This is a genomic window from Xylanimonas protaetiae, from assembly GCF_004135385.1.
In the GTDB taxonomy this organism is placed as follows: Bacteria; Actinomycetota; Actinomycetes; order Actinomycetales; family Cellulomonadaceae; genus Xylanimonas; species Xylanimonas protaetiae.
Map to the genome: position 1 here is coordinate 59,718 of NZ_CP035493.1, position 21,203 is coordinate 80,920.

General features: G+C 73.0%; 19 protein-coding genes. 4 read left to right on the forward strand and 15 right to left on the reverse strand.

Going from position 1 to position 21,203, the window contains the following annotated elements:
• The first annotated feature begins 12 nt into the window (after positions 1 to 12).
• Positions 13 to 1,497 (forward strand): DUF2809 domain-containing protein, encoded by a 1,485-nt coding sequence (locus ET471_RS00330; protein ID WP_165350337.1) that lies wholly within the window; start codon positions 13 to 15, stop codon positions 1,495 to 1,497.
• A gap of 17 nt (positions 1,498 to 1,514) precedes the next feature.
• Here ET471_RS00330 and ET471_RS00335 read toward each other — a convergent pair whose 3' ends face one another.
• Entirely contained in the window at positions 1,515 to 2,270 is a 756-nt protein-coding gene (locus ET471_RS00335) for a sulfite exporter TauE/SafE family protein (protein ID WP_129186084.1), read from the reverse strand.
• Between the two features lie 40 nt (positions 2,271 to 2,310).
• Here ET471_RS00335 and ybaK point away from each other — a divergent pair, with 40 nt between their 5' ends.
• On the forward strand, positions 2,311 to 2,811 hold the full coding sequence (ybaK, locus tag ET471_RS00340; RefSeq protein ID WP_165350338.1) for a Cys-tRNA(Pro) deacylase: 501 nt from the start codon (positions 2,311 to 2,313) through the stop codon (positions 2,809 to 2,811).
• A 52-nt stretch (positions 2,812 to 2,863) separates the two neighbouring features.
• On the opposite strand, the gene ET471_RS00345 is transcribed toward ybaK, so the two are convergent.
• Positions 2,864 to 3,235 carry a YccF domain-containing protein gene (locus ET471_RS00345; RefSeq protein ID WP_129186086.1) on the reverse strand — a complete coding sequence of 124 codons (372 nt, stop codon included), beginning with the start codon at positions 3,233 to 3,235 and terminating at the stop codon, positions 2,864 to 2,866.
• Between the two features lie 88 nt (positions 3,236 to 3,323).
• Here ET471_RS00345 and ET471_RS00350 point away from each other — a divergent pair, with 88 nt between their 5' ends.
• Positions 3,324 to 4,097: a YggS family pyridoxal phosphate enzyme gene (locus ET471_RS00350; protein WP_129186087.1), complete on the forward strand. Its 774-nt coding sequence runs from the start codon at positions 3,324 to 3,326 to the stop codon at positions 4,095 to 4,097.
• Positions 4,098 to 4,102: 5 nt separating this feature from the next.
• Here ET471_RS00350 and lplB read toward each other — a convergent pair whose 3' ends face one another.
• Positions 4,103 to 5,179 (reverse strand): lipoate-protein ligase small subunit, encoded by a 1,077-nt coding sequence (lplB, locus tag ET471_RS00355; protein WP_129186088.1) that lies wholly within the window; start codon positions 5,177 to 5,179, stop codon positions 4,103 to 4,105.
• A gap of 129 nt (positions 5,180 to 5,308) precedes the next feature.
• Between lplB and ET471_RS00360 the strand changes: the two genes are divergently transcribed.
• Positions 5,309 to 6,241 carry an EamA family transporter gene (locus ET471_RS00360; protein ID WP_129186089.1) on the forward strand — a complete coding sequence of 311 codons (933 nt, stop codon included), beginning with the start codon at positions 5,309 to 5,311 and terminating at the stop codon, positions 6,239 to 6,241.
• Here the strand turns inward: ET471_RS00360 and cimA are convergent, their stop codons facing one another.
• The 12 genes from cimA to ET471_RS00420 form a co-directional block, all read right to left on the reverse strand.
• Positions 6,242 to 7,843 carry a citramalate synthase gene (gene cimA / locus ET471_RS00365; protein WP_129186090.1) on the reverse strand — a complete coding sequence of 534 codons (1,602 nt, stop codon included), beginning with the start codon at positions 7,841 to 7,843 and terminating at the stop codon, positions 6,242 to 6,244.
• Positions 7,844 to 8,103: 260 nt separating this feature from the next.
• Positions 8,104 to 9,237, reverse strand: coding sequence for a branched-chain amino acid aminotransferase (locus ET471_RS00370; protein WP_129186091.1), 1,134 nt, complete (start codon positions 9,235 to 9,237; stop codon positions 8,104 to 8,106).
• 118 nt (positions 9,238 to 9,355) lie between these two features.
• On the reverse strand, positions 9,356 to 10,399 hold the full coding sequence (locus tag ET471_RS00375; RefSeq protein ID WP_129186092.1) for a 3-isopropylmalate dehydrogenase: 1,044 nt from the start codon (positions 10,397 to 10,399) through the stop codon (positions 9,356 to 9,358).
• Between the two features lie 83 nt (positions 10,400 to 10,482).
• A complete protein-coding gene (locus ET471_RS00380; protein WP_129186093.1) occupies positions 10,483 to 11,037 on the reverse strand; it encodes an ASCH domain-containing protein in 555 nt (184 codons plus the stop codon).
• Positions 11,038 to 11,140: 103 nt separating this feature from the next.
• On the reverse strand, positions 11,141 to 12,166 hold the full coding sequence (ilvC, locus tag ET471_RS00385; protein WP_129186094.1) for a ketol-acid reductoisomerase: 1,026 nt from the start codon (positions 12,164 to 12,166) through the stop codon (positions 11,141 to 11,143).
• Between the two features lie 66 nt (positions 12,167 to 12,232).
• Positions 12,233 to 12,757, reverse strand: a complete 525-nt coding sequence (gene ilvN, locus ET471_RS00390; protein WP_129186095.1) for an acetolactate synthase small subunit — start codon at positions 12,755 to 12,757, stop codon at positions 12,233 to 12,235.
• Positions 12,758 to 12,764: 7 nt separating this feature from the next.
• Positions 12,765 to 14,606 carry an acetolactate synthase large subunit gene (locus tag ET471_RS00395; protein ID WP_129186096.1) on the reverse strand — a complete coding sequence of 614 codons (1,842 nt, stop codon included), beginning with the start codon at positions 14,604 to 14,606 and terminating at the stop codon, positions 12,765 to 12,767.
• A gap of 254 nt (positions 14,607 to 14,860) precedes the next feature.
• On the reverse strand, positions 14,861 to 15,163 hold the full coding sequence (locus tag ET471_RS00400) for a 4a-hydroxytetrahydrobiopterin dehydratase (RefSeq protein WP_129186097.1): 303 nt from the start codon (positions 15,161 to 15,163) through the stop codon (positions 14,861 to 14,863).
• Between the two features lie 33 nt (positions 15,164 to 15,196).
• Positions 15,197 to 16,906, reverse strand: coding sequence for a dihydroxy-acid dehydratase (ilvD, locus tag ET471_RS00405; RefSeq protein ID WP_129186098.1), 1,710 nt, complete (start codon positions 16,904 to 16,906; stop codon positions 15,197 to 15,199).
• A gap of 95 nt (positions 16,907 to 17,001) precedes the next feature.
• Complete coding sequence (gene ilvD / locus ET471_RS00410) at positions 17,002 to 18,864, reverse strand: dihydroxy-acid dehydratase (protein WP_129186099.1); 1,863 nt, start codon at positions 18,862 to 18,864, stop codon at positions 17,002 to 17,004.
• A 90-nt stretch (positions 18,865 to 18,954) separates the two neighbouring features.
• On the reverse strand, positions 18,955 to 20,478 hold the full coding sequence (locus tag ET471_RS00415) for a peptide MFS transporter (RefSeq protein ID WP_129186100.1): 1,524 nt from the start codon (positions 20,476 to 20,478) through the stop codon (positions 18,955 to 18,957).
• Positions 20,479 to 20,536: 58 nt separating this feature from the next.
• A complete protein-coding gene (locus ET471_RS00420) occupies positions 20,537 to 21,136 on the reverse strand; it encodes a GNAT family N-acetyltransferase (RefSeq protein WP_129186101.1) in 600 nt (199 codons plus the stop codon).
• Positions 21,137 to 21,203 lie beyond the last annotated feature (67 nt).

Sequence of the window (21,203 nt, forward strand, 5' to 3'; positions counted from 1 at the left end):
CGGGACCGCCGGATGGCCGCCCCGTCGGGCCCCCGAGCACTCCCCGCCCGGCGCTGGCTCCTCGCCGCCCTGGCAGTCCTCGTCCTCACGGGCGGCGTCGCCGCCCGCGCCGCGCTGCCCGACGCCGTCGGCGGCCCGCTCGGCGACGCCCTCTACGCGACGCTCGTCGTGCTGGTCGTCGCGCTCGTGCGGCCCCGCACGACGGCATGGGTCGCCGCGGTGGCCGGCTGGATGGTCAGCGCCGCGGTCGAGGCGTTCCAGCTCACCGGCGTCCCCGCCGACGTCGTCGCACGGTTCTCCCCCGCCCGCTACGTCCTCGGCACCACGTTCGTGGCCGGCGACCTCGCCTGGTACGCGGCCGGGGCGGCGCTCGGCGGGCTGCTCGTCGGCCTCGCCCGGGCCGACCTCGGTGACCTCCAGGTGCGGCACACGCGCAGCCCGCACGCCCGCTGGCACCGCCGGGCGGTCCCGGCGGTCGTCGGCGGCGTGCTCGCCGTCGCGCTCGCGACCGGCGGCGCCGCCGCCTGGGTGGTGCACGACGAAGCCGGCACGCTGCGCACGAGCCTGTCGGCCGCCCGCACGGCGCTCGCCGGCTCGGAGGGCCGCGTGGCCGACGACGCCACGCGCACCGCGCTCGCCGCGTCGCTCGCGGACGCCGCGGCGCTGCTCGACGAGACGCCGCTGCTCGAGCGCCGCCCCGGCGACGCCGTCCGCGCCCGCCGCCAGGTGGCCGACGACGCCGCCGCCGTCGCCGCGTCCCGCCTCGCCAAGGCGCTCGCCGACGCCGATGCCGCCCGCACGGCGCTGGCCCCGCTCACCGCGCGCGGCGACCAGGTGGTCGCGGCCACCGAGGGCCTCGGGGCGCCCGACGACGCCCGCGCGGCCCTCCAGGGCGCCCTCGCCACCGCGGGCGCCGCCGTCACCGAGAGCACGTCGCTCGCGACCGCGACGCCCGGCCAGGCGGCGCGGGTCGAGGCGGCCACGGCCGCGCTCACCGCCTCGGCCACGACGGTCCGCGAGGCCACGGTCGCGCTGATGACCGCGCAGGACGCCGTCACGTGCCCGTACCCGGACCAGGTGTGGTTCCCGGAGGCGGGCCACCTCGCCGACGCCGACCTGGCCGCGATCCCGTGGGCGCCCACCTACCGGGTCCGGGCCGACGTGCTGCCCAGCCTGGTCGAGCTCGACGCCGCCTTCCGGGCCCGGTTCGGCCAGAACCTGCGCCTGAACTCGGCGTACCGCTCGTTCGAGCAGCAGACCACCGTGTTCAACCCGGACGACCCGAACCCGCTGGCGGCCCCGCCCGGCTGCTCGAACCACGGCCTGGGCACGGCCATCGACATCGACGGCATCTCGACGCCGGGCAACGCGCAGCTCGCGTGGCTGGACGCGAACGCGGGCCGTTTCGGTTGGGAGAACCCGGACTGGGCGCGCCCGACGGGCCGCCTGCCGGAGCCGTGGCACTGGCAGCACGTGTCGACGCCGACGACCTACTGAGGCGCCCGGCCGGGCACTCAGCCCGGCAGCACGCCCAGCCCCCGCAGCAGCGTCGCCGTCCCGCCGAGGTACGCGACGACGATGAGCACGCGCCGCACGGCCGCGCGCGGCACGTGCTTGGCGACGACGTCGCCCACGAGCGACGCCCCGACGAGCGCGACCGCGACGACGCCCCACTGCCACCCGCGCAGCGGGGGCATGGGCGCGTCGGTGAGCAGCAGCTTGGAGACGGCCGACCCGGTCGCGTTGATGACGAAGAACGGCTGGAGCGTGGCGGCGAAGCGCCGCGGGTCGGCCTTGTCGAGCACGGCGTAGGCGGCCATGGGCGGCCCGCCGACGCCTGCGGCGACGCTCCCCACCCCGGCGACGGCCCCGGCCAGCAGCGCGGGCCAGCGCGCGCCCTCGCGCCACAGCCGCCCGTCCGTGCGCAGCCGGTCCGCGAGCAGCGCCACGGTCATGCCGACGACGACGGCGAGCCCCATGGTCGCCTCGAGCGCGGGCCCGGTCGCCCCGCTCAGCAGGACGGCGGCGACCGGCGTCGTGACCACCGAGGCGGCCGCGAGGTACGCAAGCCAGCGCCAGTCGACCTCCTTGCGCACGCGCAGCATGATCAGCAGCGACGACGTCGCGCCCAGGATGTTGATGAGCAGCACGCCCTGCTCCGCGCCGATCATGAGCACCACGAACGGGCCCGCGACGAGCGCGAACCCCATGCCGGTGATGCGCTGCAACGCCCCGCCGACGAGGATCGCGGCGAGCAGGAGCGGGAGCACGGTGTCACGCTAACCGGCGCGGCCAGGCACAATGCGTCGTATGGCGACACGGAACGCGAGGTCTGTCCACGGCGGGACGCCGGCCGTCGTCGTGCTGGAACGTGCGGGCGTGGCGCACACGCGGCACACGTACGAACACGACCCGGCCTCGACGGTCGGCTACGGCCTCGAGGCGGCCGCGGCGATGGGCGTGGACCCCGCGCAGGTGTTCAAGACGCTGCTGGCCGACGTCGACGGCCGGCTCGTCGTGGGCGTCGTGCCGGTGGACAGGCAGCTCGACCTCAAGGCGCTCGCCCGCGCCGTCGGCGGCAAGCGGGCGGCGATGGCGCAGCCCGCCGCGGCGGAGCGCGCGACGGGCTACGTGGTGGGCGGCATCTCCCCGCTGGGCCAGAAGCAGCGGCACGCCACCGTGGTCGACGCGTCGGCGCAGGGGTACGACGTCGTCTACGTCTCCGGCGGGCGCCGCGGCCTCGACCTGGGCCTGGCCCCGGCGGACCTGGTGCGCCTGACCGGCGCAGCGCTGGCGGACATCGCGCGCTGAGCGCCGGCGGCCTCCTCGCGCTGAGCGCTGGCGGCCTCCTCGCGCTGAGCGCTCAGCTGCGGACGATCTCCTTGCCGAGCGGCATGAGCGACACGGGGATCATCTTGAGGTTCGCCCATCCGAGCGGGATCCCGATGATCGACAGGAACAGCGGGATCGACGTGATGAGGTGGCCGAGCGCGAGCCACCAGCCCGCGAGGAGCACCCACAGCACGTTGCCGATCACGCTGGGCGCGCCCGCGCCCGGCCGGTCGACGACCGTGCGGCCGAACGGCCACAGCGCGTAGGCGGCGATGCGGAACGACGCCAGCGCGAACGGGATCGTCACGATGGGGAGGAGCAGCAGCAGGCCCGCCAGGACGTAGGCGATGGCGAGCTCGATGCCGGCGAACACGAACCAGATGATGTTGAGGATGGTCTTCATCGTGCGTCCATGATCCCTGCCGGACGCTCCCGGGTCATCCAGGGAGACCCTGAGACGTCCCCTGATGTCGCGCTCCTACACTGGCGCCATGCCGCAACCCCTCCCCGGGATCGCCTCCCGGATCGCCGCCGTGCGCGCCCGCGTCGACGACGCCGCCCGTGCCGCCGGGCGCGACCCGCGCGAGGTCCGGGTGCTGCTGGCCACGAAGACGCAGGACGCCGCGACGGTGCTCGAAGCCGTCGCCGCGGCGGCCGAGGCCGGCCTCACGGGTGCCGGCCCAGTGCTGGTCGGCGAGAACCGCGTCCAGGAGCTCGTGGCCAAGGCGCCCGCCCTGGCGCCGCTCGTCGCGGCGGGAGCCGTCGAGGTGCACCTCATCGGGCACCTCCAGTCCAACAAGGTCAACCCGGCGCTCGCGACGGCCTCGTGCGTCGAGTCCCTCGACTCGCTCGCGCTGGCCGCCGCGCTGTCGACGCGCTGCGCGCGCGACGGCCGTGTGCTCGACGTCATGGTGCAGGTCAACGTCTCGGACGAGGCGTCGAAGTCGGGCGTCGCCCCCGCCGACGCGGCCGGGCTGGCCCGCGAGGTCGCGGCCCTCCCGGGGCTGCGCCTGGTCGGCTTCATGACGATCGGCGCCCGGCCGTCGCCTGCCGGGGCACCCGTGGGCGCGCGCAGCGGCGACGCCGTCGTGCGGGCGGGCTATGCCCGGCTGCGCGCGATCCGCGACGAGGTGCTGGCGGGCGGCGCCCCCGGCACCGGCGAGGCGCGCGAGCTGTCGATGGGCATGACGCTCGACCTGGAGGCGGCCGTCGCGGAGGGCGCGACGCTGGTCCGCGTGGGCACGGGGGCGTTCGGCCCGCGCTGAGCCGGCTACGGCACGCGCGCGATCCACTCCGGCGTCGCGAACTTCGTCGCCACGAGCTTCTCCGCCCGGTCCAGCTCGTCGGGGCGCAGCTCCGAGTCGACCGTGCGGTACAGGCGCTTGAAGCTCGCCTCGAACGCGTCGACGATCGCCTCGCGCGCCATGCCGGTCTGCGAGCGCAGCGGGTCCACGCGCTTGTTGGCCGACTTGGTGCCCTTGTCGGAGAGCTTCTCGCGCCCGATGCGCAGCACCTCGAGCATCTTGTCGCTGTCGATGTCGTACGCCATCGTCATGTGGTGCAGCACCGCTCCCCCGGCCAGCCGCTTCTGCGCGGAGCCGGCGAGCTTCCCGGCGGGCGAGGCGACGTCGTTCATGCCCGAGAAGTACGCCTCGACGCCGATGCTCGCGAGCGCCTCCAGCACCCAGGCGTCGAGGAACGCGTAGGACTGCTCGAACGACAGCCCGTCCACGAGCGACGCGGGCACCACGAGCGAGAAGGTCACGCAGTTGCCGGCCTCCATGAACATGGCCCCGCCGCCCGAGATGCGGCGCACCACGGTCACGCCGTGCTTGGCGACGCCCACGGGGTCGAGCTCGTTGGACAGCGACTGGAACGACCCGATGACGACGGCGCGCTCGTCCCAGTCCCAGAACCGCAGGGTGGGCCCGCGCAGCCCTTCGGCGAGCTCCTCGGTGAGCACCTGGTCGAGCGCCGCGAGGGTCCGCACGGGCAGCGGCCCGGGGCGCAGCACCTCGAAGGTGTGGTCCTCCCACGTCGTCGCGAGCCCGAGCGCGCGCCGCGCCGCGACGGCGACGGACCGCGCGTCGAACCCGACCATCGCGACCGGCCCGGCCAGCGTGCCCGCCGTCGCGGCCTCCGCGAGCGCCGCGTCGACCGCCTCGGCGAGGGCGTGCGTCGCGGTGGTCGTGGGGAGCCCCTCGAGCGCCCCGTCGATCACCGCGAGCGCCTCGTCGGGCTCGAGGAAGAAGTCCCCGGAGAGACGGACGTCGCTCAGGGCGCCGTCGACGACGTCGAGCTCGACGGCCACCAGCTTGCCGCCCGGAACCTTGTACTCACCACGCACGCTGCCCACCGTACGACGCGGCGCGCCTCCGCGGCGGTGGCGTCGCTCACGGGCGCCGTCCTGGGCGGGCGGCGGCCGACGCGTGAAACGCGGGGCGCGACCCGTGCCGGTCGGGGCAGCATCGACCTCATGCCCGTGACGCACCGCCTGCTCGCCGTCGCCGTCGCCGTCCTGTGGGGCGTGAACTTCGTCGCGATCGACGCCGCCCTCGACCAGTTCCCGCCGATGCTGGCCGTGGCGCTGCGGTTCGCGCTCCTCGCCGTGCCGACGGTGCTGCTGGTCCCGTGGCCGCGCGTCCCGGTGCGCTGGTGGCTGCTGTACGGGGCGGGGTTCGGGGTGCTCCAGTTCCTGTTCCTCTACGCCGGCATGGCGGCCGGGATGCCGGCGGGGCTCGCGTCGCTCGTGCTGCAGTGCTCGGCGCCCTTCACGGTGCTGCTGGGCGCGGTCCTGCTGCGCGAGCCGCTGCGCGCGCGGCAGCTGGCCGGCATCGCCGTCGCCGTGGCGGGTCTCGTCGTCGTCGGGCGCGAGCGCAGTGCCGCGACGGGCCTGGTCCCGTTCCTGCTGGTCGTGGCCGGCGGCCTGGGATGGGCGTTCGGCAACCTCGGCAACCGCCTCGCCGTCGCGGGGCGGCCCGACGTCAAGCCCCTGCACCTGGTGCTGTGGATGAGCGTGGTGCCGCCGGTCCCGATGCTCGCGGCGTCGCTCGCGTTCGATGGCCCGACGGCGATCGGCGACTCGTTCGCCACGCTCGGCACCCGCACGGGCCTGCTCGCGGTCCTGGGGATGGCCTACACCGTGGTGCTCGGCACGCTCCTGGGCTCGGGCCTGTGGACCGCGCTCATGGCCCGGCACCCTGCGGGGCGCGTGGCGCCGTACTCGATGCTCGTCCCCGTCGTCGGCATCACGGCCGCCTGGCTGCTGCTCGGCGAGACGCCGACGTGGACCGAGCTCGCGGGGTCCGCGCTCGTCGTCGCGGGCGTGCTCGGGGCGAGCACGCGGGGCCGGACGCCCCCGGCGCGCGCGGTCGAGACGGCCCGGACCGCCTCGACCGCGCGGCGGTGATCAGCGCGGCTCGACGCCGGCCTGGAGCAGGCCGAACACGTGCGCGTCGAGCAGCGCCTCCCACGACGCCTCGATGATGTTGGGGCCGACGCCCACGGTCGACCACGTGCGCTCGCCGTCCGTGGTGACCACGAGGACGCGCGTCGTCGAGTCGGTGCCCTGCTCGGTGTCGAGGATGCGCACCTTGAAGTCGGTCAGCTCGAACCGGTCGATCTCCGGGTAGATGCGCGTGAGCGCGAGGCGCAGCGCCTGGTCGAGCGCGTTGACCGGGCCGTTGCCCTCGCCCGTGGTGACGAACCGCTCGCCACCGGCGCGCAGCTTGACGGTCGCCTCGGCGGCCGCCACCGCCCCGTGGCCCTGCCCCTGGCCGGGCTGGGTCTCGACGATCGTGCGCCACGACTCGACCTCGAAGTAGGCGGGGCGCTCCCCCGTCAGCTCCTCGCGCAGCAGCAGCTCGAACGAGGCGTCGGCGGCGTCGTACGTGTAGCCGCCGGCCTCGGACTCCTTGACCCGGTTGGTGACGCGCGTCAGCAGCTCGGCCTGCCCGGTGAGGTCGAAGCCGAGCTCACGGCCCTTGAGCTCGACGGCCGCGCGGCCCGCCATGTCCGAGACGAGCATGCGCATGTCGTTGCCGACGGCGGTGGGGTCGATGTGCTGGTAGAGGTCCGGGTCCACCTTGATGGCCGCGGCGTGCAGCCCGCCCTTGTGCGCGAACGCGCTGGCGCCCACGTACGGCTGGCGCTGGAACGGGGCGATGTTGGTGATCTCGGCGATGGCGTGCGCGATGCGCGTGGCCTCCCGCAGCCCGCCGTCGGCGAGCAGCTCCATGCCGAGCTTGAGCTCGAGGTTCGCGACGATCGCGACGATGTCGGCGTTGCCGGTCCGCTCGCCGTACCCGTTGACGCAGCCCTGCACGTGGCTCGCCCCGGCGTCGACGGCCGCGAGCGAGTTCGCGACGGCGCAGCCGGTGTCGTTGTGGGCGTGCATGCCCAGACGGAGCCCGTCGCCGAGCGTCGCCCGCAGCCCGCCGACGACGTCGGTGACGCGGTCGGGCAGCATGCCGCCGTTGGTGTCGCACAGGGTGACCACCTCGGCGCCGGCGTCGAACGCGGCGCGGGCGGCGTCGGTCGCGAACGCCGGGTCGAACCGGTACCCGTCGAAGAAGTGCTCGGCGTCGAGGATGACGCGGCGGCCCTCGCCGACCAGGTAGGCCACGGTGTCCGTGATCATCGCGAGGCCCTCGGCCCGCGTGGTCTTCAGGGCCCGCTCGACGTGCCGGATGTCCGACTTCGCCACGAGCGTCAGCACCGGGGCCTCGGAGTCGAGCAACGCGCGCACCTGCGGGTCGGCGGTGACGGCCACGCCCGCCTTGCGCGTGGCGCCGAACGCGGCGAGCGTCGCGTTCTTCAGCGTCAGCCCCGTGCGCGCACGGCGGAAGAACTCGGTGTCCTTCGGGATGGCGCCCGGCCACCCGCCCTCGATGAAGCCGACACCGAGCTGGTCGAGCAGCGGCGCGATCGCGAGCTTGTCGGCAACCGTGAGGTTCATGCCCTCCTGCTGCGCGCCGTCGCGCAGCGTGGTGTCGTACACGTCGAAGGTCACGTCGGGTCCTTCTTCCAAGGCTGGTCGCACGGGAGGTGCGTCAACAAAAAAGACCCTCCGGGGCACGGAAGGTCTGCGCGCTCGGCCAGGTGGGCCGAACGCGCTAGCCAATGATGGTGCGGGGGTGCTGCACGGTCACGCCACCATCGTGCCACACGCGGGCTCGGACGCCGTCGGGCGTCCAAGCAGTGGCCCGGAACGGTCCCGCCCGCCCCGTGCGCGCTGAGCGCCCCGGGGCGGACGGTGCCGGGTGCAGCCCGTCAGGCCAGGCGGCGCATCCAGCTGTGACGGTCCGGCGTGCGGCCGTACTGGATGTCGGTGAGCTCCTCGCGGATCGCCATCGTGAGCTCGCCGGGCTCGCCGTCGCCGAGCGTCGCGTCGAACGTCTCGCCCGCGAGGCGCCCCACGGGCGTGACGACGGCGGCGGTGCCGCACGCGAACACCTCGACGATGCGGCCGGACCTGAGCCCGTCGATCACCTCGGCGAGCGGGATGCGGCGCTCGACGACCTCGCGCCCGCGGTCCTGCGCGAGCCGCAGGATCGAGGAGCGCGTGACGCCCTCGAGGATCGACCCGGTCAGCTCGGGGGTGTGCACGGAGCCGTCGTCCATCACGAGGAAGACGTTCATGCCGCCGAGCTCCTCGAGCGTGGTGTTGGTCCCGCCGTCGAGGAAGCACACCTGGTCGAAGCCCTTGGCAGCGGCCTCCTGCTGGGGCAGCAGCGAGGCGGCGTAGTTGCCGCCGCACTTGGCCGAGCCGGTGCCGCCGGGGCCGGCGCGGTGGTACTCGGCGTCGACCCAGATGGACACGGGCTTCACGCCGCCGGAGAAGTACGCCCCGGCGGGCGAGGCGATGACGAGGAACTCGACCTCGTCGGCGGCGCGCACGCCGATGAACGCCTCGGAGGCGTACATGAACGGGCGCAGGTACAGGCTCGAGTCGGGGGCGCTCGGCACCCAGGCCAGGTCGGTGCGGACGATCGCGGCGCACGCGGCGACGAAGTCGTCCACGGGCAGCGCCGGCAGGGCCAGGCGGTGCGCGGAGCGGGCCAGGCGGGCGGCGTTCTGCTCGGGCCGGAACGTCCAGACGCTGCCGTCGGCGTGCCGGTAGGCCTTGAGCCCCTCGAAGATCTCCTGCGCGTAGTGCAGCACCGCGGTCGCCGGGTCGAGCTGGAGCGGCCCGTACTTCTCGACGCGGCGGTGGATCCACCCGTCCTCACGGCGCCACGAGATGCGGGCCATGTGGTCGGTGAACACCGTGCCGAACTTCGGCGCCGCGAGCTTCGCCGCTCGCTCGTCGTCGGAGGTCGGGGTGTCCGTCGGGGTGACGTCGAACAGCGACACGATCTCCTCGATGTCGCCCGAGAGGATCGTGTGGTCGGTCGTGCTCGTCATCGGTCTTCGCCTTTCCGTGTGAACGTGTCTGAGTCTTGCACGCCCACAGGCGAGAACCCCGCCCGTGGGCGGGGTTCCGGCGCCTCTCTGAGCCGAGCCTGTGGCTGCTGAGCCAGGCTCAGCCGCGCACGCGCGCGACGAGGTCGGCGCCGACCTCCGCCGTCGTGCGTACGACGCCACCGCGCTCGGCGAGGTCGGCGGCGACGGCGCGCTCCACGCGCTTCGCCTCGTCCGCCAGGCCGAGGTGGTCGAGCAGCATGCTCACGCTGAGCACGGTCGCCGTGGGGTCGGCCTTGCCCTGGCCGGCGATGTCCGGCGCCGAGCCGTGGATGGGTTCGAACATGCTGGGGAAGGTGCCGTCGGGGTTGATGTTGGCCGAGCCGGCCAGGCCCATGCCGCCCGTGATCGCGGCGGCCTCGTCCGTGATGATGTCGCCGAACAGGTTGTCGGTGACGATGACGTCGAAGCGCGACGGCTTCGTCACCAGGAAGATCGTGGCGGCGTCGACGTGCAGGTAGTCGGTGGTGACGTCGGGGAACTCGGCGTTGACGGCCTCGACGGTGCGGCGCCACAGGTGGCCGGCGTGCACGAGCACGTTGTGCTTGTGCACGAGCGTGAGGTGCTTGCGCTCGCGCTGCGCGGCCTTCTCGAAGGCATAGCGCACCACGCGCTCGACGCCGAAGGCGGTGTTGAGCGAGACCTCGGTGGCGACCTCGTGCGGGGTGCCCGTGCGGATCGCGCCGCCGTTGCCCACGTAGGGGCCCTCGGTGCCCTCGCGCACGACGACGAAGTCCACGTCGCCCGGGTTCGCGAGCGGGGAGGTGACGCCCTGGTAGAGCTTGTTGGGGCGCAGGTTCACGTAGTGGTCCAGCGCGAAGCGCAGCTTGAGCAGCAGGCCGCGCTCCAGGACGCCGGACGGGACGGTCGGGTCGCCGATCGCGCCGAGCAGGATCGCGTCGTGGCGCTTGATGGCCTCGAGCGTCTCGTCGGTGAGCGTCTCGCCCGTGGCGTGCCAGCGGCGTGCGCCCAGGTCGAACTCGGTGGTGCCGATCTTGGCGTCCGACCCGGCGAGCGCCGCCTCCAGGACCAGGAGGCCCTGCTCAACGACCTCCGTCCCGATGCCGTCACCTGCGACCACTGCGAGCTCGATGTTGCGCGTCATGCTCCCGAGAGTACGCCCGCCGCGTCACGATGCGGGACGGCTGTCCCGGATGCTGGAACGCTGTGGCGCCCGATGTCGGCGCGCTACGACGCGGCGTAGAGCAGCTCGAACCGCTCGCAGACGACGTCCATCGCGAGGTCGAACTCGAGGCCCAGCGCGGGCAGCGTCCGGCGCCAGAACGCCTCGTGGTCCGCCCGCCACGACGCCAGCGTCCGGTCGCCCTCGCCCTCGCTCGCGGCGAACTCCTCCGTCACGTCGTCGAACGCGACGACGTCGACGCGCGACGTGCGCACGAGGGCCCGCGGCTCGCCCCGGCCGTCGAGGAGGATCGACAGGTCGCCCTTCGCCGGGACCGGCTCGTCCGCGGCCTCGTACTCGACGACGGCCGACGACGTCCCCGTCTTCTGGCCCCGCAGCACGAGCGCCAGCAGCTCGTCGGCGAGCTCCGGCGAGTCGCCGAAGGACCACGCCGGCGGCGGCACCTCCTCGCCCCACGACGCCGCGACGACGACGTTCGTGAGCCGCCCGAGGCCGGCCTTCGTGCGGCTCGCCACCCAGAACTCCTGGATGCGCCGCGCCTGCTCGACGTCGTCGACGGGCGGCTCGGCGGCGTCAGGGGCAGACAGGTCGTCGGTCACGGCTCCATCCAACCAGGTCACCCGTCCCCGGGTACGACCGTGGCCCGGCCCCGTCGTTCGCTCGACGGGACCGGGCCACAGGACGAGAGGATCAGCGCACTCCTCAGCGGGCCGCGGAACCCTCGACGTAGTCGGCGTCCTGCTGCTTCCACGCGAAGTGGGAGCGCAGCGTCTTGCCCGTCGCCTCGATGGGGTGCGCCGCCTCCTTCTCGCGCAGCTCGAGGAACTCCTTGCCGCCGTTGTCCTGGTCGCCGATGAAGCGCTCGGCGAAGGCACCCGACTGGATGTCCGCGAGGATCGCCTTCATCGACTCCTTGACGGCCGGGGTCACGACGCGCGGGCCCGAGACGTAGTCGCCGTACTCGGCCGTGTCGGAGACCGACCAGCGCTGCTTGGCGATGCCGCCCTCCCACATGAGGTCGACGATGAGCTTGAGCTCGTGCAGCACCTCGAAGTAGGCGATCTCCGGCTGGTAGCCGGCCTCCGTCAGGGTCTCGAAGCCCGCCTGGACCAGGTGGGAGACGCCACCGCACAGGACAGCCTGCTCACCGAACAGGTCGGTCTCGGTCTCCTCGGTGAACGTCGTCTTGATGACGCCGGCGCGCGTGCCGCCGATGGCCTTCGCGTACGACAGGGCGAGGTCCCAGGCCGAGCCCGAGGCGTCCTGCTCGACGGCGATGATGTCCGGGATGCCGCGGCCCGCGACGTACTCGCGGCGCACGGTGTGCCCCGGGGCCTTCGGCGCGACCATGATCACGTCGATGCCCTCGGCCGGCTTGATGTAGCCGAACCGGATGTTGAAGCCGTGGCCGAACACGATGGTGTTGCCCGACTCGAGGTTCGGCGCGATGTCCTGCGCGTACAGGTGACGCTGGTGCTGGTCCGGGGCCAGGATGACGACGACGTCGGCCTCGGCCGCCGCCTCCGCCGGCGTCAGGACGCGGAAGCCCTGCTCCTCGGCCTTGGCCCGCGACTTCGAGCCCTCCTTGAGGCCGATGCGGACGTCGACGCCCGAGTCGCGCAGGTTGAGCGCGTGCGCGTGCCCCTGGCTGCCGTAGCCGATGACCGCGACCTTCTTGGCCTGGATCAGCGACAGGTCGGCGTCGTCGTCGTAGAAAAGCTCAGCCACTTCGATACTCCTCAAACAGTGGGTCAGGGACTTAGGCGGTGCTTGTTGCCGCCCGAGACTTCCGGTTCAGGCGGTGGTCCGGACGCGCTCGAGCGCCCGGTCGGTGATGGACCGCGACCCGCGCCCGATGGCGATGGTCCCGGACTTGACGATCTCGCGGATGCCGTACGGCTCGAGCGCCCCGATCAGGGCGCCCAGCTTCGCGTCGGTGCCCACGGCCTCGACGACGACGGTGTCGGTGACGACGTCGACGACGTGCGCGCGGAACAGGTTGACGACCTCCAGCACCCCGGAGCGGGTCTGCGCGTCGGCGCGGACCTTGACCAGCAGCAGCTGGCGGCCCACGGACGCGTCGTTCTCGAGCTCGACGATCTTGATGACGTGCACGAGCTTGTTGAGCTGCTTGGTGACCTGCTCCAGCGGCAGCGCGTCGACGTCGACGACGACGGTGATGCGCGAGATCTCCTCGTGCTCCGTCGGGCCGACGGCGAGGGAGTGGATGTTGAACGCGCGCCGGGCGAACAGGCCGGCGACGCGCGTGAGCACGCCGGGCTTGTTCTCGACCAGCACGGACAGGGTGTGACGGGTCATGGCTCGCTCAGTCCTCTCGGTCCCAGCTCGGCGAGATGCCGCGCGCGTACTGGATCTCGTCGTTGCTCACGCCCGCGGCGACCATGGGCCACACGAGCGCGTCACGCGAGACGGTGAAGTCGACGACGACGGGGCGGTCGTCGATCTCGTTGGCCCGCTTGATGGCGTCGTCGACCTCGGCCGGCGACTCGACGCGGATGCCGACCGCGTCGTACGCCTCGGCGAGCTTGACGAAGTCGGGCACACGGCGCGTGCCGTGTCCCGTGTGCAGGTCGGTGTTCGAGTAGCGCTGGTCGTAGAACAGCGTCTGCCACTGCCGCACCATGCCGAGCGAGCTGTTGTTGATCAGCGCCACCTTGATGGGGATGTCGTTGATCGAGCAGGTCGCGAGCTCCTGGTTGGTCATCTGGAAGCAGCCGTCGCCGTCGATGGCCCACACGGTGGCGTCCGGGCGGCCCACCTTGGCGCCCATGGCCGCGGGGACCGCGTAGCCCATGGTGCCCAGCCCGCCCGAGTTGATCCAGGTGCGCGGGTTCTCGTAGGTGATGAACTGCGAGGCCCACATCTGGTGCTGCCCGACGCCGGAGACGTACACGGCCTCGGGGCCGTTGATCTCGCCGAGGCGCTGGATGACGTGCTGCGGGGAGAGCTGGCCGTCGTCCGTCGCGGTGTAGCCGAGCGGGTACGTGGCGCGCCACTGGTCGATCTGGTGCCACCAGCCGGCCAGGTCGGGCAGGCCGGTGCGCTCGTGCTCCGCCTGGAGCGCGGGGACGAGGTCCGCGAGCACCTCGCGCAGGTCGCCGACGATCGGCACGTCCGCGGCACGGTTCTTGCCGATCTCGGCGGGGTCGATGTCGGCGTGCACGACGGCGGCGTGCGGCGCGAAGCTCGACAGCAGGCCCGTGACGCGGTCGTCGAACCGGGCGCCGAGGGCGACGATGAGGTCGGCCTTCTGCAGCGCGGCGACGGCGGGCACGGTGCCGTGCATGCCGGGCATGCCCAGGTGCTGGGGGTGCGAGTCGGGCACGGCGCCGCGGGCCATGAGCGTGGTGACGACGGCGGCGCCCGAGATGTCGACGAGCTTGCGCAGCCCGTCCCACGCGCCGGCGCGGATCACGCCGCCGCCGACGTACAGCACGGGGCGACGCGCGGTCGCGAGCAGCCGGGCGGCCTCGCGCACCTGCTTCGCGTGCGGCTTGGTCACCGGGTGGTAGCCGGGCAGGCGGGTCTCGTTGGTCCACGAGAACGACGTGCGGCCCTGGAGGGCCGACTTCGCGATGTCGACGAGCACCGGGCCGGGCCGGCCGGTCGCGGCGATGTGGAAGGCCTCCGCGATGGTCCGCGGGATCTCGTCCGGGTCGGTCACGAGGTACGAGTGCTTGGTGACCGGCATCGTGATGCCCACGATGTCGGCCTCCTGGAACGCGTCCGTGCCGATGAGCGACGCGCCGACCTGGCCCGTGATCGCCACCAGGGGGATGGAGTCCATGTTGGCGTCGGCGAGCGGCGTGACCAGGTTGGTCGCGCCAGGGCCCGATGTCGCCATGGTGACGCCGACCCTGCCCGTCGCGTGGGCGTAGCCGGAGGCCGCGTGCCCGCCGCCCTGCTCGTGGCGCACCAGGATGTGCCGCAGGCGGGTGGAGTCCATCAGGGGGTCGTACAGCGGGAGGATCGCGCCGCCGGGGATGCCGAAGACGACCTCCGCGCCCACCTCCTCGAGCGAGCGGACGACTGACTGTGCGCCAGTCATCGCCTCGCCGGCTGCGGCCGCGGGGGCCGTGGGTGCGCCGGGGAGGACGACGGAGCTGCGCGCGGCGACCTGTGCGGGGCTCGGGGGCGGCGTAGCCATCGGTGTCTCCTGCCGTTCGGTGGTGCGGGGGCAATGAAAAACCCCCCGATCCCAGGGATGGTGCTGCTGGGACGATCGAGGGGTGAGCGCGCTGACGATGCCGTCGGAACGTCTGGCTTCAGCCAGCGCGCCCGGTGAGTACTACGAGGCGGATCGTCTGCATGCCCAGAACTTACGCCCGCGCGGCGCGCGGTGTCATGCTGCGTGGCGCTCTTCCCACATCTTGGGATCGCTGTTCGTCCGTCGGACGGTGGTCAGGGCGCCTCGACGCCCAGCGCGAGCGCCGCCGCCGTGATCTCCTTCGCGAGCGCCGCGTCCCGCCGGGAGAGCCCGCCGACGTCGTGCGACGTGAGCCGCACGGTCACGGTGCCGTAGCGCAGGTCGACGTCGGGATGGTGGTTCGCGGCGTCCGCCAGCGCGGCGATGCGGGCCACGAGCCGCGCCCCGACGTCGAACGTGCCCGTGTGGAACACGGCGGTCGCGGCGGCCTCCGGCACCCAGGGGCCGGTGCCCACCGCGGCGTGGAAGTCCTCGGCTGTGATCGCGTCGTCGCTCATGCCGCCCAGCCTGGCCCCAGCAGGGTCGGGCTGCTACTCGAGCACCGCGCCGCGGGAGGCGGACTGCACCAGCTTGGTGTACTTCGCGAGCACGCCCCGCGTGTAGCCGTGGGCCAGCGGCGCCCAGCCGTCGCGCCGGCCCGCGAGCTCGGCGTCGTCGACCAGCAGGTCGAGCGTCTTGGCGCGCACGTCCAGCCGGATCCGGTCGCCGTCGCGCACGAACGCGATCGGCCCGGCGTCGACCGCCTCGGGGGCGATGTGCCCCACGCACGGTCCGGTGGTGCCGCCCGAGAACCGCCCGTCGGTGATGAGCAGCACGTCCTTGCCGAGCCCGGCGCCCTTGATCGCGCCCGTGATGGCGAGCATCTCGCGCATGCCTGGCCCGCCCTTGGGCCCCTCGTACCGGATGACGACGACGTCGCCGGCCGTGATGGTGCCGTCCTCGAGGGCGTCGAGCGCGGCCCGCTCCCGCTCGAAGACGCGCGCGGTCCCCTCGAACACGTCCGCCGCGAGCCCCGCCGACTTCACGACGGCGCCGTCGGGCGCGAGCGAGCCGTGCAGGATCGTGATGCCGCCCGTCGTGTGGATCGGGTCGTGGACGGCGCGCAGGATCTTGCCGTCCGGGTCGGGCGGGTCGATCGCCGCGAGGTTCTCGGCGACCGTGCGCCCCGTGACGGTGAGCGCGTCCCCGTGCAGCAGGCCCGCGTCGAGCAGGGCCTTCATCACGACGGGCACGCCGCCCACGCGGTCGACGTCGTTCATGACGTACTGCCCGAAGGGCTTGAGGTCGCCCAGGTGCGGGACGCGGTCCCCGACCCGGTCGAAGTCCGCGAGCGTCAGGTCCACGTCGGCCTCGTGCGCGATGGCGAGCAGGTGCAGCACGGCGTTCGTGGACCCGCCGAAGGCCATGACGACGGCGATGGCGTTCTCGAACGCGTCTCTCGTGAGGATGTCCCGGGCGGTGATGCCCGCCTTGAGGAGGCCGACGACCGCCTCGCCCGAGCGCAGCGCCAACGCGTCACGGCGCCGGTCCGCGGACGGTGGCGCCGCCGACCCGGGCAGCGACATCCCGAGCGCCTCCGCGGCCGAGGCCATCGTGTTCGCGGTGTACATGCCGCCGCACGCGCCCTCGCCCGGGCAGATCGCCCGCTCGATGCGGCCGACGTCCTCCTCACTCATGAGCCCGCGCGCGCACGCCCCGACGGCCTCGAAGGCGTCGATGATCGTGACCTGCTTCTCGGTGCCGTCGGAGAGCTTGACCCAGCCGGGCATGATCGAGCCGGCGTAGAGGAACACGCTGGCCAGGTCGAGCCGGGCGGCCGCCATGAGCATGCCGGGCAGCGACTTGTCGCACCCGGCGAGCAGCACGGAGCCGTCGAGCCGCTCCGCCGACATGACCACCTCGACCGAGTCGGCGATGACGTCGCGCGACACGAGCGAGAAGTGCATGCCCTCGTGCCCCATCGAGATGCCGTCGGACACCGAGATCGTGCCGAACTCGAGGGGGTAGCCGCCGGCCGCGTGCACGCCCGCCTTGCACGCCTGGGCGAGCCGGTCGAGCGACAGGTTGCACGGCGTGATCTCGTTCCACGAGCTCGCGACGCCGATCTGCGGCTTCGCGAAGTCGTCGTCTCCCATGCCGACGGCGCGCAGCATGCCGCGCGCGGCCGTCGCCTCCAGCCCGTCCGTGACCTGCCACGACCGCGGCTTGATCGACCCGGGTGCTGCTCCGTCGGACGTCATGAGGGCAACCTACGGCCGAGTTCCCCGGCCCGCCCGTGATGCCGAGAGGACGGCCCGCTGACGGCGCGGGCCGGCCTCTCGGCGTGCGGATGCGCTCAGCGACGCTTGAGGCGGCTCACGTCGCGCACCGCGCCGCGGTCGGCCGACGTCGCCATGGCCGCGTAGGCCTGGAGCGCCGGGGACACGTAGCGGTCGCGGTCCTTCGGCTGCCACGGGAACTCCGACGCCTCCATCTTGGCGCGGCGCTCGGCCAGCACCTCGTCGGGCACGTTGACACGGATGAGGCGCGACTCGACGTCGATCTCGATCTCGTCGCCGTCCTCGACCAGGCCGATGGTGCCGCCCGCGGCCGCCTCCGGCGACACGTGACCGACGGAGATGCCCGACGAGCCGCCCGAGAAGCGGCCGTCGGTGATGAGCGCGACGACCTTGCCCAGCCCACGGCCCTTGATGAAGGAGGTCGGGTAGAGCATCTCCTGCATGCCCGGCCCGCCGGAGGGGCCCTCGTAGCGCACGACGACGACGTGGCCCGGCTGGACCTGCTTCGTGAGGATCTTCTCGACGGCCTCGTCCTGCGACTCGACCACGAGGGCCTTGCCGACGAAGTGGAACACGTCGGGGTCGATGCCGGCGGTCTTGATGATCGCGCCGTCCTCGGACAGGTTGCCCTTGAGCACGGCCAGGCCGCCCTCGACCGTGTAGGCGTGCTCGATGTCGCGGATGCAGCCCTCGGCGGCGTCGGTGTCGAGCGAGTCCCACACGTTCGACGTCGAGAAGGCCTGCGTGGTGCGCACGCCGCCGGGCGCGGCGTGGAAGAGGTCGACGGCACGCTGCGTGGCGGACCCGCCGCGCACGTCCCACGCGTCGAGCCACGCGCGCAGCGTGGGCGTGTGCACCGACGTGACGGCGTGGTCGAGCAGGCCGGCGCGGTCGAGCTCGCCCAGCAGGGCGGGGATGCCGCCGGCGCGGTGCACGTCCTCCATGTGGAAGTTCGGGTGGTTGGGGGCGACCTTGCTCAGGCACGGCACGCGGCGCGAGATCGCGTCGATGTCATCGAGCGTGAAGTCGACCTCGGCCTCCTGGGCCGCGGCGAGGATGTGCAGCACCGTGTTGGTGGAGCCGCCCATGGCGACGTCGAGGGTCATGGCGTTGGTGAACGCCGCCTTCGTGACGATGCCGCGGGGGGCTGCGGTGTCGTCCTCGTCCTCGTAGTAGCGCTTGGCGAGCTCGACGATGGTGCGGCCGGCCTCGAGGAACAGGTCCTTGCGCGCGGTGTGCGTCGCGAGCGTCGAGCCGTTGCCCGGCAGCGACAGGCCCAGCGCCTCGGTGAGGCAGTTCATCGAGTTGGCGGTGAACATCCCGGAGCACGAGCCGCACGTGGGGCAGGCGTTCTCCTCGACCTGGGCCAGCGCGCCGTCGGTGACGCCGTCGTCCGCCGAGTAGTTGATCGCGTTGATGAGGTTGAGCTTGGTCTGCGCGACGCCGTCGACGACGATCGCCTTGCCGGCCTCCATCGGGCCGCCCGAGACGAAGATCGTCGGGATGTTCAGGCGCAGCGCCGCGTTGAGCATGCCCGGCGTGATCTTGTCGCAGTTCGAGATGCACACGAGCGCGTCGGCCGTGTGGGCGTTCACCATGTACTCGACCGAGTCGGCGATCAGGTCGCGGCTGGGCAGCGAGTAGAGCATGCCCGCGTGGCCCATCGCGATGCCGTCGTCGACGGCGATGGTGTTGAACTCCTTGGCGACGCCGCCGGCCTCGCGGATCGCGGAGGCGACGAGGTCGCCCATGTCCTTGAGGTGGACGTGCCCGGGGACGAACTGCGTGTACGAGTTCGCGATGGCGATGATCGGCTTGCCGAAGTCCTCCGAGCCCATGCCGGTGGCGCGCCAGAGGGCACGCGCACCCGCCATGTTGCGACCGTGGGTGGAGGTCCGGGAACGCAGGGGGCGGCTCATGCACGCACCCTACGCCGCCGTCCGCGGTGTGAGCAGACTTCGTCCGCGGGCTGACCGCGCGGGCGGCGTCGCGGGGCGGCGCGCCGGCGCTCAGTCGCCCGAGGTGTGCACGCCCTCGGCGACGTCGGCCGACCGCATCTTGCGCAGCACCCACGGGCCCAGCGCGGCGACGACCCCGGCGAACACGAGCGCGACGCCGCCGATGCCGCCGAAGAACGGCGTCGGCGCGACGCCCTCGGTGACCTGGACGAGCTGCGCGGTGATGGCCTGGCCCGCCGCGGGGGCGAGGAACCAGAGCGCCATCGCCTGGCCGCGGAACGCGACGGGTGCGAGCAGCGTCGTGACAGCCAGGCCCACGGGCGAGATGAAGAGCTCGCCGATGGTCTGGATGACGTAGACGACGCCGAGCACCCAGGCGCCCGTCTTGCCGTCGACCACGCCGGAGAGGATCGCGAGGAAGATGAACGACACCGCGGCGAGCGCCAGGCCGATCGCGAACTTGTACGGCGTCCCAGGGCGGTCCTTCGTCCGGAGCCACAGCCACGCGAAGACCGGCGACAGGATGATGATGCCCAGCGGGTTGATGGACTGGAACGACTCCGGGTTGATGTGGTCGAACCAGAGGAACGACAGCACCGTCTCGTCGCGGGCGTACGTCGACAGCGTCGTCGCGGCCTGCTCGAAGATCATGAAGAAGAGCATCGCGGCGACGAACAGCGGGATGTAGGCCAGCAGGCGGCTGCGCTCCGGGTCGGTCACCTTCGGCGAGCGGTACATGACGAGGAAGAACAGGATCGGCACCACGAACGCCAGGTAGCTCAGCGTGTCGATGACGGCCTCGAGCCCGAGCGTCCCGTCGATGGCGGCGACGATCGCGTACAGCGCGGCGACGCCCACGGCGATCGTCGCCAGCAGGCGCACGACCTTCGGGCGCTCCTGCACCGAGATCGGGTTGGGCACGTAGTCCCCGGCGCCCGCGAGCAGCCGGCGGCCGATCACGAAGGTCGTCAGCGCGAACGCCATGCCGATGGCGGCGACGAGGAAGCCCGCGTGGTACCCCCACTGGTGCCGCACCCACCCGACGATGAGCGGGCTGAAGAACGAGCCGATGTTGATGCCCATGTAGAAGATCGAGAAGGCCGACTGCCGCCGCGGGTCGTCGCGCTCGAACAGCTCCCCCACCATGGACGACACGTTGGGCTTGAGGAAGCCCGTGCCCAGCGCGACCAGGGCGATGCCCAGCCAGCTGAACCCCGCCGACGGGATCGCCAGCGACACGTGGCCGGCGGCGATGATCACGCCGCCCAGGAACGTCGACCGGAACGCCCCGATGAGCCGGTCCGCGAACCAGCCGCCCACGACGGACAGCAGGTAGACGGCCGTGCCGTAGACGGACACCACCGCGTTGCCCATCGAGTCGGCGATCCCCAGGCCGCCGTTCGCGATGGTGTCGGTGATGTAGTAGACCAGGATGGCCCGCATGCCGTAGTAGCTAAAGCGCTCCCACAGCTCGGTGCCGAAGAGCGTGAAGAGGCCCAGCGGATGGCCGAAGAACCGTCGGTCTCCGACGAGGGCCGCGGCGGGGTCAGGGCGAGTCAGCTCCGGGGTGCTCACCCCACGATGCTCGCACCATGCGTCGTCCGCCGCCGCTCCGCCCGGAGCCCGGCCGGCGTCACGACCGCGACGACGTGCGGAACTCGTCCTCGAGGATGCTCATGACGTGCACGTCCACCCAGCCGTCGCCGTCGCGGTGCGCGTCGCGCAGGCGCCCCTCCTCGCGGAAGCCGAGCGACTCGTACAGGGCGCGGGCCCGCGGGTTGATGCTCAGCACGTCGAGCGACACGCGGTGCAGCCCCAGGCCGGGCTCGAACTCGCCGTCGACGCGGACGCCGTCGAACGCGAACTGCAGCACGAGCGTGATCGCCTCGCGGCCGTAGCCGCGGCCGCGGTAGTCGGGCAGGAACTGCAGGCGCAGGTTCGCCGACCGGGACACGTCGTCGATCTCGTTGAGCACGATCTCGCCCAGCAGCACGTCGCTGACGAACGCCCCGTCGCGCACGACCCCCGACGTGACCGCCCAGTCGTACCGGCCGGGCTGGTCGCTGACGGTCGCCGCCCACGCGTCGACCTGCGCGCGCGTGAACGTCGCCCTCGTGCCCGTCTGGCGCATCCCGACGGGGTCCTGGACGGACTCCCAGAGGCGTTCGGCGTCGCGCGCCTCGATAGGGCGCAGCCGCACCATGTCGCCGTGCAGCTCCGGGCCGCGCGTCATCCTGGTCTCTCCGTCCTGCTCAGGGTGGTCCCCCGGGGCGCGCCGAGCGCGCCCCGGGGAGGGTGGT